Raw genomic sequence first — 15288 nt, 5'->3', positions numbered from 1 at the left:
GCCCGGCTACGAGCGCGGGTAGCGCGCCAGCCAGGCGGCCGACGCACCGGCCGGGCTGTCCGGCCCGTGCAGCGTGGTCCCCTGCGTCAGCTCCAGTGCGAAGTCGTCGGCGAGCTCCAGGACCGTCGCCCGTCCCTCCAACTCTGCGAGCCAGCCCGCCGGAAGCGCGGTCTCCCCGTGCACCGCCCCCAGCAGATTGCCGCAGACGGAGCCGGTGGAGTCGGAGTCGCCGCCGTGGTTGACGGCGAGCAGCAGACCGTGGCGCACGTCCTCGGCCACCAGGGCGCAGTACAGGCCCATCGCCAGCGCCTCCTCGGCCACCCAGCCCTCGCCCAGCGACTGGACCCGCTCGGGCGTCGGCAGCCCCTGGCGGACGGCATCCAGGGCCCCTTGGAGCGCGCGGCTGGTCTCCTCGTGCCCCGGCTGTACGGCCAGCAGCGCCAGCGTCCGCCCGACCGATGCCTCCAGCGCCTCGCCGCGCACGATCCCGTGCACGATGACGGCGAAGGCCGCCGCGGCCAGCATCCCCGAGGGGTGGCCGTGGGTCTGTGCGGCGCATTCGGCGGCGAGTTGGAAGACGTGCTGCGGCTCCCAGCCCGCGAGCAGCCCGAAGGGTGCGGAGCGCATGACCGTCCCGCACCCCTTGGACTCGGGGTTCTTGGGCGACTGCAGGGTGCCCATCCGGTCGTCGGCGAGGCCCGACAGGCAGGCGTTGCCGGGGGCCCGCCGCGCGTACAGCCACTCCTCGCGGGCGAGCCAGCCGCCGTCCGGATCGCGCTCGTCCGGCCCCCAGGAGTGCTGGGTGGTGGCCCAGCGCAGATGGGCCCGGTGGACGTCCGCGGCCGGCTGCCAGACGCCGGTGCCGCGCCGGGTGTGCGCCCGGATCAGCCCCTCCACCGTGAAGAGCGTCATCTGAGTGTCGTCGGTGACCGCGCCGCGCCGCCCGTAGGCGGGGACGTAGTCGCGTACGCCCTCCGGCCCGTGAGCGGCACGGATCTGCTCCAGGGAGTGGAACTCGATGCCCGCGCCGAGCGCGTCCCCGATGGCACCGCCGAGCAGGCAGCCGCGCACCCGGCTGCGGAAATCCTGCTGTTCGGCCCGGCTCCACAGCAGGGAACCGGCTGCTTCGCCGGCCCCCGCTCCGGCGAGAGTGGTCACGTTCCGGCCTCCTGGCGACTATCCGCTTATGGTCGGCACAGCACTGTAATCGACCGATCTTGATCAGGCACCGCTCTTTTTGAACGGCCGGACGGTGTTCATGATCTTCTCGATCTGGTCCGGCGTCAGTGCGTCCGGAACGCCCTGGTCGGCGTAGATCACCCAGACGTGCACCTCACCGTTGGGAAGCTTCTGCGCGATGCTGTGCACGACGGCCTTGGGCGGGACGCAGGAGCTCGCCCGGTTGGTCAGGGTGACCTCGGCGGTGGAGGTGAAGCCGTCGATGCCATTGTGCTTCCACGGCACCGCCTTGCCGACCTTCATCTCCGGCTTGTGGCCGTTCAGTCCGCCGTAGGCCGCGAATCCCCAGTTGCCCGCCACGTTGTAGGCGGCCTGCTCGGGCGGGGTGTCCTTGGCGCCGCCCTGCACGCCGACCTGGGCGAGCTGGCCCTTGCCCGCCTCGCCGATGGAGGAGTCGTTGCGCGAAGCGCAGCCACCCTCGTGGAAGTTGGCCGCACCCGACATGGTGACCAGGGGCTTGCCGTCCTTGGTGTAGGCGATGGCGGTTTCCGGAGGCAGCACCTTCCAGTTGTCCGCCTTGCCCGGTACGTCGTAACTGAAGTGGTGCGTCTCGCTGTTCTGCGTCTGCCATCCGGCGACCATCGGCGCGGCCGAAGCGCCCGGGGCGGCGCTGCCGTCCGGCGCAGCCGGTGCTTGCGAGGGCTGCTGCGCGGGCGCCTCGGAGGCCTGCCCCGCGCCCTTGGCGTCGTCGGACTTCTTGCCGCCGCCCTGGAGCGCGAAGGCCACGCCGCCGCCGATGACGGCCAGCGCGACCACGCCGCCGACGATGGCGAGGAGCGTCCTGCTCTTCGGCTGCGCGGGCGGCTGCGCCGGCCCGGGCTGCTGCGGCAGGTGCGGCATCGGGGCCGTGGCCATGGGCGGCGCCGACTGCGGACCGGGCACGGGGCCGTGACCGTGGCCGTACACCGGGCCCGGCGCGGGCGGAGGCGGCACGGCACCCGCGCCACCCACCGGACCGGGCGGAGGCGGCGGAGGCACGGCACCGGCGCCGCCCACCGGACCCGGCGGCGAGGGCATCGCGGGCTGCGCGATCATCGTGGGCTGCGCATGCGGCGAACCCTCCGGACCGGGCGCGGGCGGCGCCGGCACGGCGGGCTGCGAGACCATCGTCGGCTCGGCGTGGCCCGTCCCCTCGGGTCCCCACACGGGGGGCGGCCCGAAGCCGCCCTGCGGCGGCTGAGGGTTCTGCGGCTGCGCGGGCTGCTGGGGCTGCTCGGGGTTCTGGGGCCAAGACATGCAGGCCACCCTACGCATGGACTGTCGCCGTCCTATCGGCCCCCATCAACAGCTCCGCAACACTTGTACGAATAGCGAGCCGCCCAGGTCGGCCCAAATCGTCTATTCCGGGTCGTTCCCCAGCACCGGGAGCAGCTCCGGCAGATGCCCGTCCGAGGCCATCGCCGCCTCCTGCCGCTCCCCCGGCACCTCCCCGTACAGCGTGGTGCGCGGCCGGGCCGGGCGGCCCGCCGCCTCCGCTATGGCGGTCAGGTCGCGGACCGAGCGGTAGGAGCCGTAAGAGGAGCCCGCCATCCGCGAGATGGTCTCCTCCATCAGCGTGCCGCCCAGGTCGTTGGCGCCCGAGCGGAGCATCTCAGCCGCACCCTCCGCACCCAGCTTCACCCAGCTTGTCTGGATGTTGGGGATGTGCGGGTGGAGCAGCAGCCGGGCCATGGCCGTCACCGCGCGGTTGTCCCGCGTGGTCGGGCCCGGGCGGGCGATGCCGGCGAGGTAGACGGGGGCGTTGATGTGGATGAAGGGCAGCGTGACGAACTCGGTGAAGCCGCCCGTCTCCTGCTGGATCTCCGCGAGCTGCCGGAAGTGGCCGAGCCAGTGCCGGGGCTGGTCCACGTGCCCGTACATCATCGTCGAGGAGGAGCGGATGCCCAGCTCGTGCGCGGTCTTGACGACCTCGACCCACGTCGCCGTCGGCAGCTTGCCCTTGGTGAGGACCCAGCGCACCTCGTCGTCGAGGATCTCGGCGGCCGTGCCGGGGATGGAGTCCAGCCCCGCCTCCTTGGCCGCGGCCAGCCACTCCCGGATGGACAGTCCGGTGCGCGTCGCGCCGTTGACCACCTCCATCGGCGAGAAGGCGTGCACGTGCATGCCCGGCACCCGCTCCTTGACCGCCCGCACGATGTCGAAATAGGCGGTGCCCGGCAGGTCCGGGTGGATGCCGCCCTGCATGCAGACCTCGACCGCGCCGACCTCCCACGCCTGCTGCGCGCGGTCGGCCACCTGCTCCAGGGAGAGGGTGAAGGCGTCGGCGTCCGTACGGCGCTGCGCGAAGGCGCAGAAGCGGCAGCCGGTGTAACAGACGTTGGTGAAGTTGATGTTGCGCGTGACGATGTACGTGACGTCCTCGCCGACCGTCGCGCGGCGCACGTCGTCCGCGATGCGGCACAGCGCGTCCAGGGCGGGCCCGTCGGCGTGCAGGAGGGCGAGCGCCTGGTCGTCCGTCAGACGGGTGGGGTCGTCGGCTGCCTGCGCCAGCGCCTCGCGCACGTCGGCGTCGATGCGGGAGGGGGCCATGCCGGGGGCCGCGGCCTCGCGCAGCGCCTCCCAGTCCCCGTACACCTCGTCGAAGTCGTCCCGCCGGTCGGAGGTGCGGCCCTCGCTGTCGATGGTGCGGTGCAGTTCGGTGCGGCCGGTGGGGATGAAGACGTCCTCCGGCTCCTGCCAGGGGTGGCCCTCGACCACCGCATCCGGGCGGGCCAGGCCCGTCTCGGGGTCGGCGAGGGCGCGCACGTGCGGCAGCAGCCGCGGGTCCAGCCAGGGCTCGCCGCGCTGGACGAACTCCGGGTAGACCGCGAGGCGTTCCTCCAGGCGGAAACCGGCGGCGGCCGAGCGCTCGGCGAGCGCCTCGATCTGCGGCCACGGGCGCTCGGGGTTGACGTGGTCCGGGGTGATCGGCGAGACGCCGCCCCAGTCGTCGATGCCGGCGCCGATGAGCCGCGCGTACTCCCCCTCCACCAGGTTCGGCGGGGCCTGGAGACAGCCGGCGGGGCCCATGATGTGCCGGGCGACGGCGACGGTGGCCACCAGCTCGTCCAGCTCGGCATCCGGCATGCCGCGCATCGCCGTGTCCGGCTTGGCCCGGAAGTTCTGCATGATCAGCTCTTGGATGCCGTGGTAGGCGCGGGAGACGCGGCGCAGCGCGAACAGCGACTCGGCGCGCTCCTCGTACGTCTCGCCGATGCCGATCAGCAGGCCGCTGGTGAACGGCACGGAGCTGCGGCCGGCGTCCTCCAGGACACGCAGCCGGACGGCCGGCTCCTTGTCCGGCGAGCCGTAGTGCGGCCCGCCCGGCTCGCTCCACAGCCGCGTCGCCGTGGTCTCCAGCATCATGCCCATCGACGGGGCGACCGGCTTGAGCCGCTGGAAGTCCGTCCACGACATCACGCCGGGGTTGAGGTGCGGCAGCAGCCCGGTCTCCTCCAGGATGCGGATCGCGATCGCCCGTACGTAGGCGATGGTGTCGTCGTACCCCTCGGCCTCCAGCCACTCGCGCGCCTCGGGCCAGCGGTCCTCGGGCTTGTCGCCGAGGGTGATCAGCGCTTCCTTGCAGCCCAGTTCGGCGCCGCGGCGGGCGATGGCCAGCACCTCGTCCGGCGACATGAACATCCCGTGGCCCGCGCGGCGCAGCTTGCCGGGGACGGTGGCGAAGGTGCAGTAGTGGCACTTGTCGCGGCACAGGCGCGTGAGGGGGATGAAGACGCTCTTCGAGTACGTGATGACGCCGGGGCGGCCCGCGGCCTCCAGGCCCGCGTCGCGCACCCGCGCGGCGGAGGCGCACAGCTCGTCCAGATCGGCGCCGCGGGCCTGGAGCAGGACGGCGGCCTCGGCGACGTCGAGCGCGACGCCGTTGGCAGCACGCCGCAGCGCGCGCCGCATGGCGTTGGCGGTCGGTGCTGCCGGTGCTGCGGGTCGTGGTGCGCTCGAAGTCATTGTCCGAGCATACGAGCGCACACTGACAGCGCCAGGCACCGCACACGACGGGCAGGTGTGCCTCTCGTCACGCCTTCCGGAGGCTCCCTCCGGGCGGTTTGCGGGTACCGGTCACAGGAACTCCGCGTGCGCGTCCAGCGCCCGCAGCACCTCGGCCTCCGCCGCCGACGGCAGCGCCACCACCACCTCTTCGATGCCCAGGTCCGCGTAGTGCTCCAGCTTCCCCTCCGAGGGGTGCACGGCATACGGCACGACCTCCGGCTCCCCGATCCGCCCCGCCTCCTCCCACGCCCGGCGCAGCTGCGGCAGCGTCTCGCCCAGCCCGCTGCCGCCGATCGGCAGCCACCCGTCCGCGAACTCCGCGATGTCGGCGAAGAGCTTGGGCCCGGCCGACCCGCCGATGAGCGTGCGCGGCCCGGTCAGCGGCGCGTCGCCCTTGCGCTTGCGCGGCGTCCGCAGGGGCTTGGGGTGCGCCCAGCTCGCCTCGACGGAGCAGAACTCGCCCTCGTACGCCGTCGGTTCCTCGGTCCACAGCGCCCGCATCAGCGCCATCCTGTCCCGCACCAGGCGGCGTCTGGTGCGCCATTCGACGCCGTGGTCGGCTGCCTCCTCCACGTTCCAGCCGTAGCCGATGCCGAAGGTGAGCCGGCCGCCGCTGAGGAAGTCGAGCGAGGCGACCTGTTTGGCCAGCACGATCGGGTCGTGCTGGGCGACGAGCACCACGCCGGTGCCCAACGTGATCCGGTGGGTGACGGCGGCGGCCTGGGAGAGCGCCACGAACGGGTCGAGAGCGCGGCCGTACTCCGGCGGCAGCGGGTCGCCGACGGGCGCCGGGGTGCGGCGGCTCTTCGGAATGTGGGTGTGCTGGGGGAGAAAGAGCCCGGCGAAGCCGCGCTGCTCCAGCTCGTGGGCGAGCCGGACCGGGCTGATCGTCTCGTCGGTGAGGAAGATCGTGGTGGCGATCCGCATCGGGGGGCACCTCCGTCGTCGCGTGGGAACACGGTAGGCCCTGGCGGCCCATTCGTGACCCGCGACAAACCGCCTGTTCCCCCATCCGCCACCTGGGGGTACGACACTGTGGACGGCGGTGACCGAACCGCCGCCCGGCACGTGTCGAACCTCCAGGCGACCCGGAAGGGGCACGCATGAACCGGCGCGACGTACTGAAAATGACCGCTGTCGCGGGCGCGGCGAGTGTGCTTACGCTCGACCGCGTGACGTTCGCCCACGCCGACGGATCCGGCGAGGAGACCCGCACGGTCACCGGCAGGCTGCCGGCCGGCGCGCCGGACTTCGTCCACCTCCCCGTGGAAGTCCCCCGCGGCGTGCGCGAGATCGCCGTCTCCTACGGCTACGACAGACCGGCCGTGCCGGACGGCACCCAGGGCAACGCCTGCGACATCGGCATCTTCGACGAGCGCGGCACCGAGCTGGGCGGGCCGGGCTTCCGCGGCTGGTCGGGTGGCGCCCGCACCGAGTTCGCGATCAGCGCCGAGCAGGCCACGCCCGGCTATCTGGCGGGCCCGGTCCGCCCCGGCACCTGGCACGTCGTCCTCGGCCCGTACACGGTGGCCCCGCAGGGCCTGGCGTACGAAGTAAAGGTCACCCTGCGGTACGGGCGGCAGGGCGCCACGCCCAAGCCCGTCTACCCGCCGCAGCACGCCAGGGGGCGGGGCCGGGCCTGGTACCGGGGCGACAACCACCTGCACAGCGTCCACTCGGACGGCAAGCGCACCCCCGCCGAGATCGCCGCGGCGGCGCGGGCCGCCGGGCTGGACTGGATCACGACGACGGAGCACAACACGACGTCGTCGCACGGCGCATGGCAGGGCCTGTGGGGTGACGACCTGCTGATCCTCACCGGCGAGGAGGTGACCACCCGCAACGGCCACGTCGTCGCCCTGGGCACCGACCCGGGCGCCTTCATCGACTGGCGCTACCGCGCCCGCGACCACGCTTTCGCACGTTTCGCGCGCAGAATCCGGCAAACAGGCGGACTGGTCGTCCCGGCCCACCCGTACGCGACCTGCGTCGGCTGCAACTGGAAGTTCGGCTACGCCGAGGCGGACGCGCTGGAGGTGTGGAACGGCCCGTTCACCCCCGACGACGAGATGGCCATCGCGGCGTGGGACGGCATGCTGGTGGCCTCCGTTCGCGACGGCGGGCGCTGGCTGCCCGCGATGGGCAACAGCGACGCCCATCGCGAGCCGCAGGTGGTCGGCCTGCCGCAGACCGTCGTCCTCGCGGACGCACTGTCCCGCGAGGCCCTGCAGGAAGGCATCCGCGCGGGCCGCAGCTGGATCGCCGAGTCGTCGGCCGTGAAGCTGTCCTTCAGGGCGACGGGCGGCAACGGCGCCCACGCGGACATCGGCGGCCGGCTGCCGGTGGCGCCGGACGCGCCGGTCACGGTCCGGCTGGAGGCCGGCGGGGTGCCGGGCTGCACGGCCTCCTTTGTCACCGACCAGGGACGGCTGTTCACGGCACCGGTCCCGGCGGACGGCCGGCTGGAATGGCGCACGAGCGCGGCGCAGGCCGCGTACGTACGCGCCGAGGTCCGGCACCCGGCAGCGGACGGCGGGGCGTCGGGGCTGCCGGGTGCCATGGCGGCCACGACGAACCCGATCTTCCTGGGCCGCGGGTAGGGGCCGCGGGTAGGGGCGGGGCCGCTCAGACGGCGGTCCGCTCCACCGGTATCCACAGCTGCGCATCCGCCTGCGTGCCGTCCTGCGACAGCCGGGTGCGCAGGATCTCCGGGCCCGGCCTGCTCCGGTAGGGGTTCGACGGGAACCACTCCGTGAAGACGTCCCGCCACATGAACTGGAGCGCCTGCGGGAACGGCCCGGAGCTGTCGAAGACGGCCCACGTGCCCGCCGGGACGGCGAGCTCGTCCATGTCGTCCGGCGCGGGCGCACCGGTCACCACACCGTGGTAGTAGTCGAGTTCGCTGCCCTCGGCACGGCTCTGGTCGTGCAGGACGCTCGCCGAGACGATGCCCTCGGGCTGCTGGTCGGACAGCGCGTGTATCCGATGCACCGTCTCCTGCCCGATGCTCTTGATAAACGCGGCGATGGCCGGGTTCACCCCTTCGTAGACGACGGGTACGCGCGCCTTCTTCCCGACGACACGGAACTCGTCCTTCTCCACGACCTTGTACTGCATGCTGTTGCTCCCTTCGACGACGAGGCGGAAGGACATCCGTGGCTGGGACTTGAGGGCCGCACCCGACCGTCTGGCCTCACCGGGGCCGACGCCGTGCACGGCACGGAACGCCCGCGCGAACGCCTCCCCGGATCCGTAGCCGTAGCGCACGGCCACCTCCAGCAGCGTCCGCTCCCCCGCGAGCACCTCGGCCCCGGCGACGGTGAGCCGCCTGCGCCGGATGTACTCGGACAGCGGCATCCCCGCGAGCGCGGAGAACAGCCGCCGGAAGTGGTACTCCGACGTCGCCGCGATCCGCGCCAGCTCGGCCGCCTCGATCGGCTGGTCGAGACGGGCCTCGATGTGCTCCATGGCCTGGTTCAGCCGCTCCAGCATCCCGGCCTCCTTCCTTGCGATCACCACGTTAGGAAGGACCCACCCTGCCGGACCCGACATCTTGTGCCCGGTCCGGTCGGGTCAGGCACCCAGCGACCGGGCCGCGACGTGGTCGAGACGCTCGGCGAAGATCCGCGCCGCATCGGGGGTGAGCGTGCGCAGCGCGACCATGGCCGTGAGCACGACGTCGCACAGTTCGTTCTCGACGTCCGCCCAGGTGTGGGTGGTCCCCTTGCGGGGGTTCTGGCCGGTCGCCCCGATAACGGCTTGGGCGACCTCACCGACCTCCTCGGTCAGCTTCTTCACCCGCAGGGTGCGCCGGCTCTCGTCGGACATCCGGTTGTTCTCGTCCAGCCACGTCACTAGTCGGTCGACAGTGGCCCAGGTGTGCTGATCCATACGCTGTGTGCTCCCAGCTGCGGTGGTCGGCGAGGCGTGCGTCGGTCGGGCTGGTGCGACGGTGGGGCGAAGTCGCCCCCGACTGGCTGCCGTTCATCGGCGGCAAGCGCATACCGCCGTATGCGGCGATCATTCCCGCCACGCTCGGCGGCCTGGGCGCCACCGCCTTCTGGCTGCCCGTCCTGCTGTCCTGGATCGTCCCCGGCATGCACCACGCGGAGTTCGCCAACGGCTGGTGGGAGCTCCTGGCGAAGGTCTGCATCACGCCCGGGATACTGTTCGGGCCCCTGGTGCTCGTACTCACCTACGCCTACTACAAGCGCCGGGCCAGCGCGAATGCGTAGGTGCGCTCCGCAAGGCAGCTCTGGCAGGTGCCGAAGAAGCGGGACACCCGCTGACCGTCGGCTCCGGTGAGCTCGTTGCGCCAGAGGCAGCGGAACTCTCCGCACGCGCACGGCCGGTGGGCTACATCGGTGAACGCGCTGATGGCGGAGTCGTGACCGCCCTCGACCGGCGGCTGCCCGAAGGCGCTCCCGGCATCGGGGAGTCCGGACCGCTTTCGGTCCCACGGCCCCATCCCGTCAGCGGTACGCCGCCCCGAGCCGAGGCACCAGCCGCACCTTCCGGGTCCGCCGTTGCTCGCGAAACACCAGCATCGTTCCCAGCCGCCGCCGTCCTCCCGGTCGATGCGGACAGTGCCTTCACACTCCAGGCACACGCCCCAGCCGTTGCAGTCGTTGCACACCACCCCATCGACGACCGTGCTGAGGGTGAAGTACGGCTGCCGCAGCTGCCGTCCGGTGAACTCGACCGGCGTCCAGCCGGTGAACGTCAGGATCCCGCGCCCCTCACCCTCGTAGATCCGGACTTCGAAACCATCGCGCGAGGCCGTCGCCCGGCTCTCCCCAGGCCCGCTCCCTCGCCATCGGTGCGCCGCCCACCCGGCCGCGGTGAAGGCGTCCAGCACGTCGTCGAAGCCCGGCGACGCGGGGCGGTCGTCCCCTCCGGCAGCGACGAGGAACAGAAAGCGGTGGCCGACTGGTTCCGGGTCGAGAAGGCATACGGGATCGGTCCACTCACGGACCACTACCGGGGGCCGGTCCGGGTACAGCGCAGAGGCGATCTCCAGCAGTTGTTCTTTCAGCCATACCGCACTCACCGGACCGGCTCCTCACGCAGACGTGTGCGTCTCCATGATGGCCGTACCGCCGGCTACGGCCTTCGGCAGGTGTCCCTCCGGTTCGGCGCTGACGCCGCCGCGCACCGCGACGGCGTCAGCTCCCTGGATCGCGGGCTCAGCCGAGACGCCTGCGGTACGCCCGTAGGGCGAACGTGCCGCCTACGAGAGCAGCCGAGGCGGCCGACCCGCCGAGCGCCACCGGAACCGAGGACGACGAATCCGGCTTCGGCGCGGTAAGCCCGTACCCGCTGGAGAAGCCCTTCGTGTCGTAGTCCGAGCCCGGCATCTTGTCCGAGAAGCGGCCCTTCACCAGCTTCTGGTAGTCGGCGAGGGACACCGACGACTTGCCGCCGAGGCCCGTGGTCGCCGCGTCATTGAGCGGCGTGACGGTATCGAGCGTGAGCTTGTACCAGGCGTGGATCTGCGGCTCGCTGAACACCGTGGAGCCTGCAGTGGCCTTTGCGGCGTTGGTGACGTCGCCGTCGCCGTCGCGCACGGCGGCCATGTGCCAGTTGCCGAGCAAGGAGGCCGCGGCGAGCAGAACGGTGGCGTTGTGCCCGTTGGGGCCCGTCACCTTGGCCACCAGATAGCTGAGCTGCACCGCACTGAGGAGCGTCGGTGCGGCCTTTCCGGTGACGAAGTCGGGCGTGATCTCGTACAGCGCGATCGGGTCACCCAGGGTGAATTGCTGCTGGGGGTCGCACGTCACGGCCTTGGAGGGCCCGATCTTCTTGCCGCTGGTGCCGGACTTCGTGTTGGCGGTGAGGAAGCGGCAGACCGTGTCGTGCACCGCATCCGAATGCAGCACGTTCACCGCGCCCTGGAGATCGGGGATGGGCGGCCCGTCGGCGGCCTGTGCCGGTGTGCACACAGCGGACGCCAGCGCAAAGACGCCCAGCGTCAGGCCGGCGGCCAGGCGGGGGAGCCGGGGGTTGCTCTTGCCTCGCATGATCGCCTGCCTTAGTTGTGTTCGCCGGGACGGGAATGGGTCCACTTGAACGACGAATTGCTCACGTAGTCGTTGTAGTTCCACCACGTGTAGGTCTGCGTGTCCGGCCAGGGGTCGCCGACCGCGATCGTCGAGTCCGACGTGTCGTACCCGTAGATGACGTTCATGTGGCCGCCGCCGGAGTTCCAGCCGATGCGCGCGCCGAAGGGCCGGGAGTTGTTGACCTCGGTCTGGACCTCGCTGAAGGTCGCGGCGCGGTACAGGTCGTACCCGGTGTTGGCGAAGCCCATGTTGTGCCAGGCGTTGGCCATATCGTCGAGGGTCGCGGGCTGGTTGTTGCAGCTGAGGCTGCTGCCCTTGGCGGCGAGATTGCAGAAGTCGGTCTGGCTGTACTGGGTGAAGCCCCACCACTGCGCGATCGTCAGACCGGAGGCGTCCCAGCACCACTGGGTCTTCTCCTGCTTGAGCATGGTGATGTCGTCGTACGCTCCGTCTGCCTGCGCCTGGCCCGCGGCCATCAGCATTCCCGAGGCGGCAAGCGCCACGGTCGACGCCATGGCCACCATTTTTCGTCTCATGACTTTCCTCCGTTGCAACGCGTGCGATACGGGGATAGTTGACGTGGTGCGGCCGCGCCCGCCTTTCACATCCGGCCGGTTTGTCAATCGGCCCGGAACTGGCGTCAGTTCGGGATTGCGCCCCGATATTTGCGCGGCAATGACAGAAGAGCGCAAGAGGGCGACATCGGGCAGGGGTCGCGCGGGCAATTCACCCTAATGGCGGCGGGGCGCTTTCCCGAGGAAAAGACCTGTTCCGCCGCTGCCACCGTAGCCGCCCCCGGCTCCGTTGCGCCCCGGAAGAACGCCGGACTGCGCCGTCGCATGGCCTCCATTGCATCCCGGGATGAGAGTCCCCCCTCCGGAGGGGGAGGTGGTTGCACGGATGTCCTTCCCAGGCTGGCTTGGACGTCCATTCCTGGCAACGACGTTGCGGGAGCGGTACGTCGGGCGGATGGTGCGCATGGCCACCACTCAGGTTCGCTCCGCCGTTGCGTCCCCGTCTCGCTGGACGGTGCGGGCAGCCCACGTCACTGCAGTGCTCACCCTGCCCACCGGGATCTGGCGCCTCCTGCTGGTATCCGGCCACCGTGCCGGATACACCGAGGCCGGCTACGACCTCCGCATCCGCAGCCCCTCTCCAAGATGTCTACTGTTCCGGTTCCGCACTGCCCAACGGCCTTGTGGTCCTCGGGTGTGTTCCGCCGACACCGCAGCACCCGGCGAACTATCGCTGTCAATCGCTGTCTGCCGTAGGCAAATCCGACGTCGGCAGTCTTCTGGGCCTGCTGGGCGTGGCCACCCAAAACATCGACACCCCGGTCGGGATCACCTGCCAACCGGTCACGGGTGCCAACATGGCCGCGACCCCTTAGGACCCCGTCAGCACCACGCCGACGGCCAGCACCAAACTCTCGCTTCACCCCCCCCCGGTAGCTGACGGCCGTCGCCACGGCGATGAAGGCCAGGCACGTCAGGACATGCACGACGCGGTCGCCGCCCAGGGCCTGCGCGCCTGACCCTCACGGGCCGATAGTGACGCAGCACGGTCTCCCGACCCGTCGGCCTCCGCGTACATCGAAGCAGAGCGAAACCGCCCCGTGCGCCCCCGGCAGGCTCCAGTGCGCCCTCCGTTCCGGCTGGCGAGGTGACTGCGCCAAGCCGTGCTCCGCACCCTGGGTGAGGTCGCCAAAAGGGAGTTGACCAGGGGATTCTGTTAGCCGAGAGCCCACCCAACTCCCGTCTGGGAACGCATCATTAGCCGCGCCGCGGCGATGTAGTGTCGTCGCCAGCGCTTCGAGCGCGCCCCCCTTCAAAGAGGTCCCGTCATCGGGGCACTCGCCCGGGGTGTCCCGGTCTGGGCTCCCTCCGGTGCGGTCACCGGCATTGGCCGCGTCCCGATGAAGGGGGGCGCCAGTGAGGCGCCACCGTAGAAAGCCTCTGCACGAGCGGGTCGCAGCCGTGATCCGGGAACTGTGGAGGTGGTTCACCGGAAGGTGACCGTCGGACGGTGACCGTCAATCCTCCGAAACGCTGAGGACTGACGGCCGGAAACCGTCCTCTACGGTCGGCCCTCGTCGCGGAATGTCGGTCCGCGGCGGGGGCCTTTCTTGTTGTGCACCGGAAGGTGACCGTCGGACGGTGACCGTCAATCCTCCGCTGAGCTGAGGACTGACGGCCGGAAACCGTCCTCTACGGTCGGCCCTCGTCGCGGAATGCCGTCCGTGGCGGGGGCCTTTTTTGCTGCCTACAAGGCCCGGCACCGGTTCCGGTCCTCAAGGACACCCCACAAGTTACCGGTCAACCGTGCCGTTCGCGAGCCTTACCCAACACGCGGCTGACGCGGGCCACCTCACCCCGTCGCGGCCGCCTGTCGATGGACCACCCCGCTCTTGTCGACGGTGAACTTTCCGGTCCCCTCGCCGTCGAACGTGCCCTTCGTGATCCACTCGATCAGGGCCGCGTTGAGTGTGGCGTGCGGGCCCGCCCACGTCGTGTTGGGGGCCTGGCCGTACACCGTGGCGGAAGCCGGTGGCTTGCAGCGGGCGCCCGTGCAGCCTTCGGCCAGGAGCGTGTGGCTCGCGCACTTGATCTGCACCAGCACCTTGTTCTGCATGCTGGCCGGAAGCTGGTCGTAGAGGGTGGTCGACGTCGTCACCGGCAGGACGCCGTCGTCGATGCCGTGGATGACCAGCGCCGGCACCGTCAGCTGCCCCGCGACGGTGCTGTTCCAGCCATAGGTGGAGAAGGTCGGCGAGCGGTTGAGGCCGGCGGGGTGGTGGGGGTCGGTGCCGCCCCAGTCGCGGCCTCGGCCGTCCTGCTGCATGAGCTCCTTCCAGGTCTCGTCCTGGCTGCCGTTCACGATGCGGCCCGGACAGTCCTGCTCGGTCGTGCCCGATGCCAGCTTCCAGCCGTCGGACGTCCCCTGGTGGTCGGTGAGCGTCAGGGGGAAGGAGACGAAGCCTCCCGACGGCGTCGACTCCTCGGTCGTCCCGCCGTAGAACGACGACAGGAAGACGACGCGGTTGACCTTCGCGATCGTGTCCGAGCTCTTGGGCAGCAGAGGGTTGGGGTTGTTCGCGTACAGCGCCCGGCCGACGCGGTTTCCACCCAGCGAGTACCCCAGGAGGGTCACCTTGCCGTCCGTCGGATGGGCTTTGGCGATGGCATCGTCGATGGCCTGGCGGACGTCGCGCACCCACACGTCGGTGCCCGCGAAGCGCACCTTGCTGGAGTGGGCGTACCGCTGCCCGGCGAGAGGGTTGGTCGAGAGCTTCGTGCCCTGCTGGTCGAGGGGGAAGACGGGGTTGTGGGTACGGTCGCACCCCTCCGCGAAGGCACAGCTGCCGTCGGAGCGGAAGGCCCTGAGGCTCGCGTTGTCGGGATCGTCCAGGCCGTCCTTGAACCGCGTGGACTGGCCGTAGCCGAGCAGGCTCGGCGCGAAGGTGTCGATCCCCTCTCGGGCGAGGCCCGCCTGCACGCTGAGCTTGTTGTGATCCTGGTCGGCGCCCTTGAGGTCGAAGGCCACCGGTCCGGGGACCGTACGGCCGTGGATCAGCACGGCGGCCCTGACGGGCGTCTGCGCGCACCGCCCGTGCTGGTACTTCGGCTGTACACGGTGCACGTGCAACTGCGCCTTCTGGCCGTCGAACCGTCTGTCCGGCATCAGCCCGGCCGGCACGCTGAAGTCCAGCGCGTAGTCACTAGTGGCGATGTCGGTGGGCATCTGGTCGCAGGGCTCGTCCGAGGACCGGAAGCTGTCGACCGCCAGCAGCCCGCCGGCACCGAACGCGCCCAGGGCCAGACAGATGCCCACTGCGAGCCACCGCCTGTGCGCGGTGGACCTGCGGCGCCACCATTGGGCAAGGGCTCGGGCCGGCCGTACGCGCCCGCCACGCTCAGGCGGGCTGTCCTTCTCCGGGCTGCCGTCCACCGTGTCTCCTGACTGGGCTGCCGCATGCCGCCCGGCGTCGTGGATCACCTGC

General features: G+C 71.1%; 12 protein-coding genes. 2 read left to right on the top strand and 10 right to left on the bottom strand.

All coding sequences use genetic code 11. The features are described 5' to 3' along the window. Positions 1-6: 6 nt before the first annotated feature. The 4 genes from FHS39_RS18415 to FHS39_RS18400 all read right to left on the bottom strand — a co-directional run bounded on the left by FHS39_RS18415 (position 7) and on the right by FHS39_RS18400 (position 6153). Positions 7-1158 (bottom strand): ADP-ribosylglycohydrolase family protein, encoded by a 1152-nt coding sequence (locus tag FHS39_RS18415; protein WP_184350432.1) that lies wholly within the window; start codon positions 1156-1158, stop codon positions 7-9. Positions 1159-1221: 63 nt separating this feature from the next. Continuing rightward, positions 1222-2475 (bottom strand): DUF8017 domain-containing protein, encoded by a 1254-nt coding sequence (locus FHS39_RS25500; protein WP_246470332.1) that lies wholly within the window; start codon positions 2473-2475, stop codon positions 1222-1224. A gap of 102 nt (positions 2476-2577) precedes the next feature. Further along, positions 2578-5184, bottom strand: a complete 2607-nt coding sequence (locus tag FHS39_RS18405; RefSeq protein WP_184350431.1) for a bifunctional FO biosynthesis protein CofGH — start codon at positions 5182-5184, stop codon at positions 2578-2580. Positions 5185-5295: 111 nt separating this feature from the next. Next, complete coding sequence (locus tag FHS39_RS18400) at positions 5296-6153, bottom strand: TIGR03619 family F420-dependent LLM class oxidoreductase (RefSeq protein ID WP_184350430.1); 858 nt, start codon at positions 6151-6153, stop codon at positions 5296-5298. Positions 6154-6329: 176 nt separating this feature from the next. On the opposite strand from FHS39_RS18400, the gene FHS39_RS18395 reads away from it, so the two are divergent. Continuing rightward, entirely contained in the window at positions 6330-7826 is a 1497-nt protein-coding gene (locus FHS39_RS18395; protein ID WP_184350429.1) for a CehA/McbA family metallohydrolase, read from the top strand. A 25-nt stretch (positions 7827-7851) separates the two neighbouring features. On the opposite strand, the gene FHS39_RS18390 is transcribed toward FHS39_RS18395, so the two are convergent. Together FHS39_RS18390 and FHS39_RS18385 are read right to left on the bottom strand one after the other, a co-directional pair. Then, complete coding sequence (locus FHS39_RS18390) at positions 7852-8718, bottom strand: AraC family transcriptional regulator (RefSeq protein ID WP_184350632.1); 867 nt, start codon at positions 8716-8718, stop codon at positions 7852-7854. 81 nt (positions 8719-8799) lie between these two features. Next, positions 8800-9117, bottom strand: a complete 318-nt coding sequence (locus tag FHS39_RS18385) for a MazG-like family protein (RefSeq protein ID WP_184350428.1) — start codon at positions 9115-9117, stop codon at positions 8800-8802. Positions 9118-9170: 53 nt separating this feature from the next. On the opposite strand from FHS39_RS18385, the gene FHS39_RS18380 reads away from it, so the two are divergent. Then, complete coding sequence (locus FHS39_RS18380) at positions 9171-9461, top strand: hypothetical protein (RefSeq protein ID WP_184350427.1); 291 nt, start codon at positions 9171-9173, stop codon at positions 9459-9461. On the opposite strand, the gene FHS39_RS18375 is transcribed toward FHS39_RS18380, so the two are convergent. The 4 genes from FHS39_RS18375 to FHS39_RS18360 form a co-directional block, all read right to left on the bottom strand. Next, complete coding sequence (locus FHS39_RS18375) at positions 9431-10276, bottom strand: hypothetical protein (protein WP_184350426.1); 846 nt, start codon at positions 10274-10276, stop codon at positions 9431-9433. The genes FHS39_RS18380 and FHS39_RS18375 overlap by 31 nt on opposite strands. Before the next feature lie 136 nt (positions 10277-10412). Next, complete coding sequence (locus FHS39_RS18370) at positions 10413-11246, bottom strand: hypothetical protein (RefSeq protein WP_184350425.1); 834 nt, start codon at positions 11244-11246, stop codon at positions 10413-10415. An 11-nt stretch (positions 11247-11257) separates the two neighbouring features. Beyond that, positions 11258-11824, bottom strand: a complete 567-nt coding sequence (locus FHS39_RS18365; RefSeq protein ID WP_184350424.1) for a papain-like cysteine protease family protein — start codon at positions 11822-11824, stop codon at positions 11258-11260. A gap of 1831 nt (positions 11825-13655) precedes the next feature. Further along, positions 13656-15119: an alpha/beta fold hydrolase gene (locus FHS39_RS18360; RefSeq protein WP_184350423.1), complete on the bottom strand. Its 1464-nt coding sequence runs from the start codon at positions 15117-15119 to the stop codon at positions 13656-13658. Positions 15120-15288 lie beyond the last annotated feature (169 nt).

The sequence above is a fragment of the Streptomyces olivoverticillatus genome (genome assembly GCF_014203555.1).
Taxonomy (GTDB): Bacteria; Actinomycetota; Actinomycetes; order Streptomycetales; family Streptomycetaceae; genus Streptomyces; species Streptomyces olivoverticillatus.
This window is presented reverse-complemented; position numbering and strand designations above follow the sequence as displayed.

Coding starts and splice junctions, on each gene's coding strand:
- FHS39_RS25500 (WP_246470332.1), bottom strand. CDS start 2,475: ATGTCTTGGCCCCAGAACCCCGAGCAGCCCCAGCAGCCCGCGCAGCCG.
- FHS39_RS18405 (WP_184350431.1), bottom strand. CDS start 5,184: ATGACTTCGAGCGCACCACGACCCGCAGCACCGGCAGCACCGACCGCC.
- FHS39_RS18400 (WP_184350430.1), bottom strand. CDS start 6,153: ATGCGGATCGCCACCACGATCTTCCTCACCGACGAGACGATCAGCCCG.
- FHS39_RS18395 (WP_184350429.1), top strand. CDS start 6,330: ATGAACCGGCGCGACGTACTGAAAATGACCGCTGTCGCGGGCGCGGCG.
- FHS39_RS18390 (WP_184350632.1), bottom strand. CDS start 8,718: ATGCTGGAGCGGCTGAACCAGGCCATGGAGCACATCGAGGCCCGTCTC.
- FHS39_RS18385 (WP_184350428.1), bottom strand. CDS start 9,117: ATGGATCAGCACACCTGGGCCACTGTCGACCGACTAGTGACGTGGCTG.
- FHS39_RS18370 (WP_184350425.1), bottom strand. CDS start 11,246: ATGCGAGGCAAGAGCAACCCCCGGCTCCCCCGCCTGGCCGCCGGCCTG.
- FHS39_RS18365 (WP_184350424.1), bottom strand. CDS start 11,824: ATGAGACGAAAAATGGTGGCCATGGCGTCGACCGTGGCGCTTGCCGCC.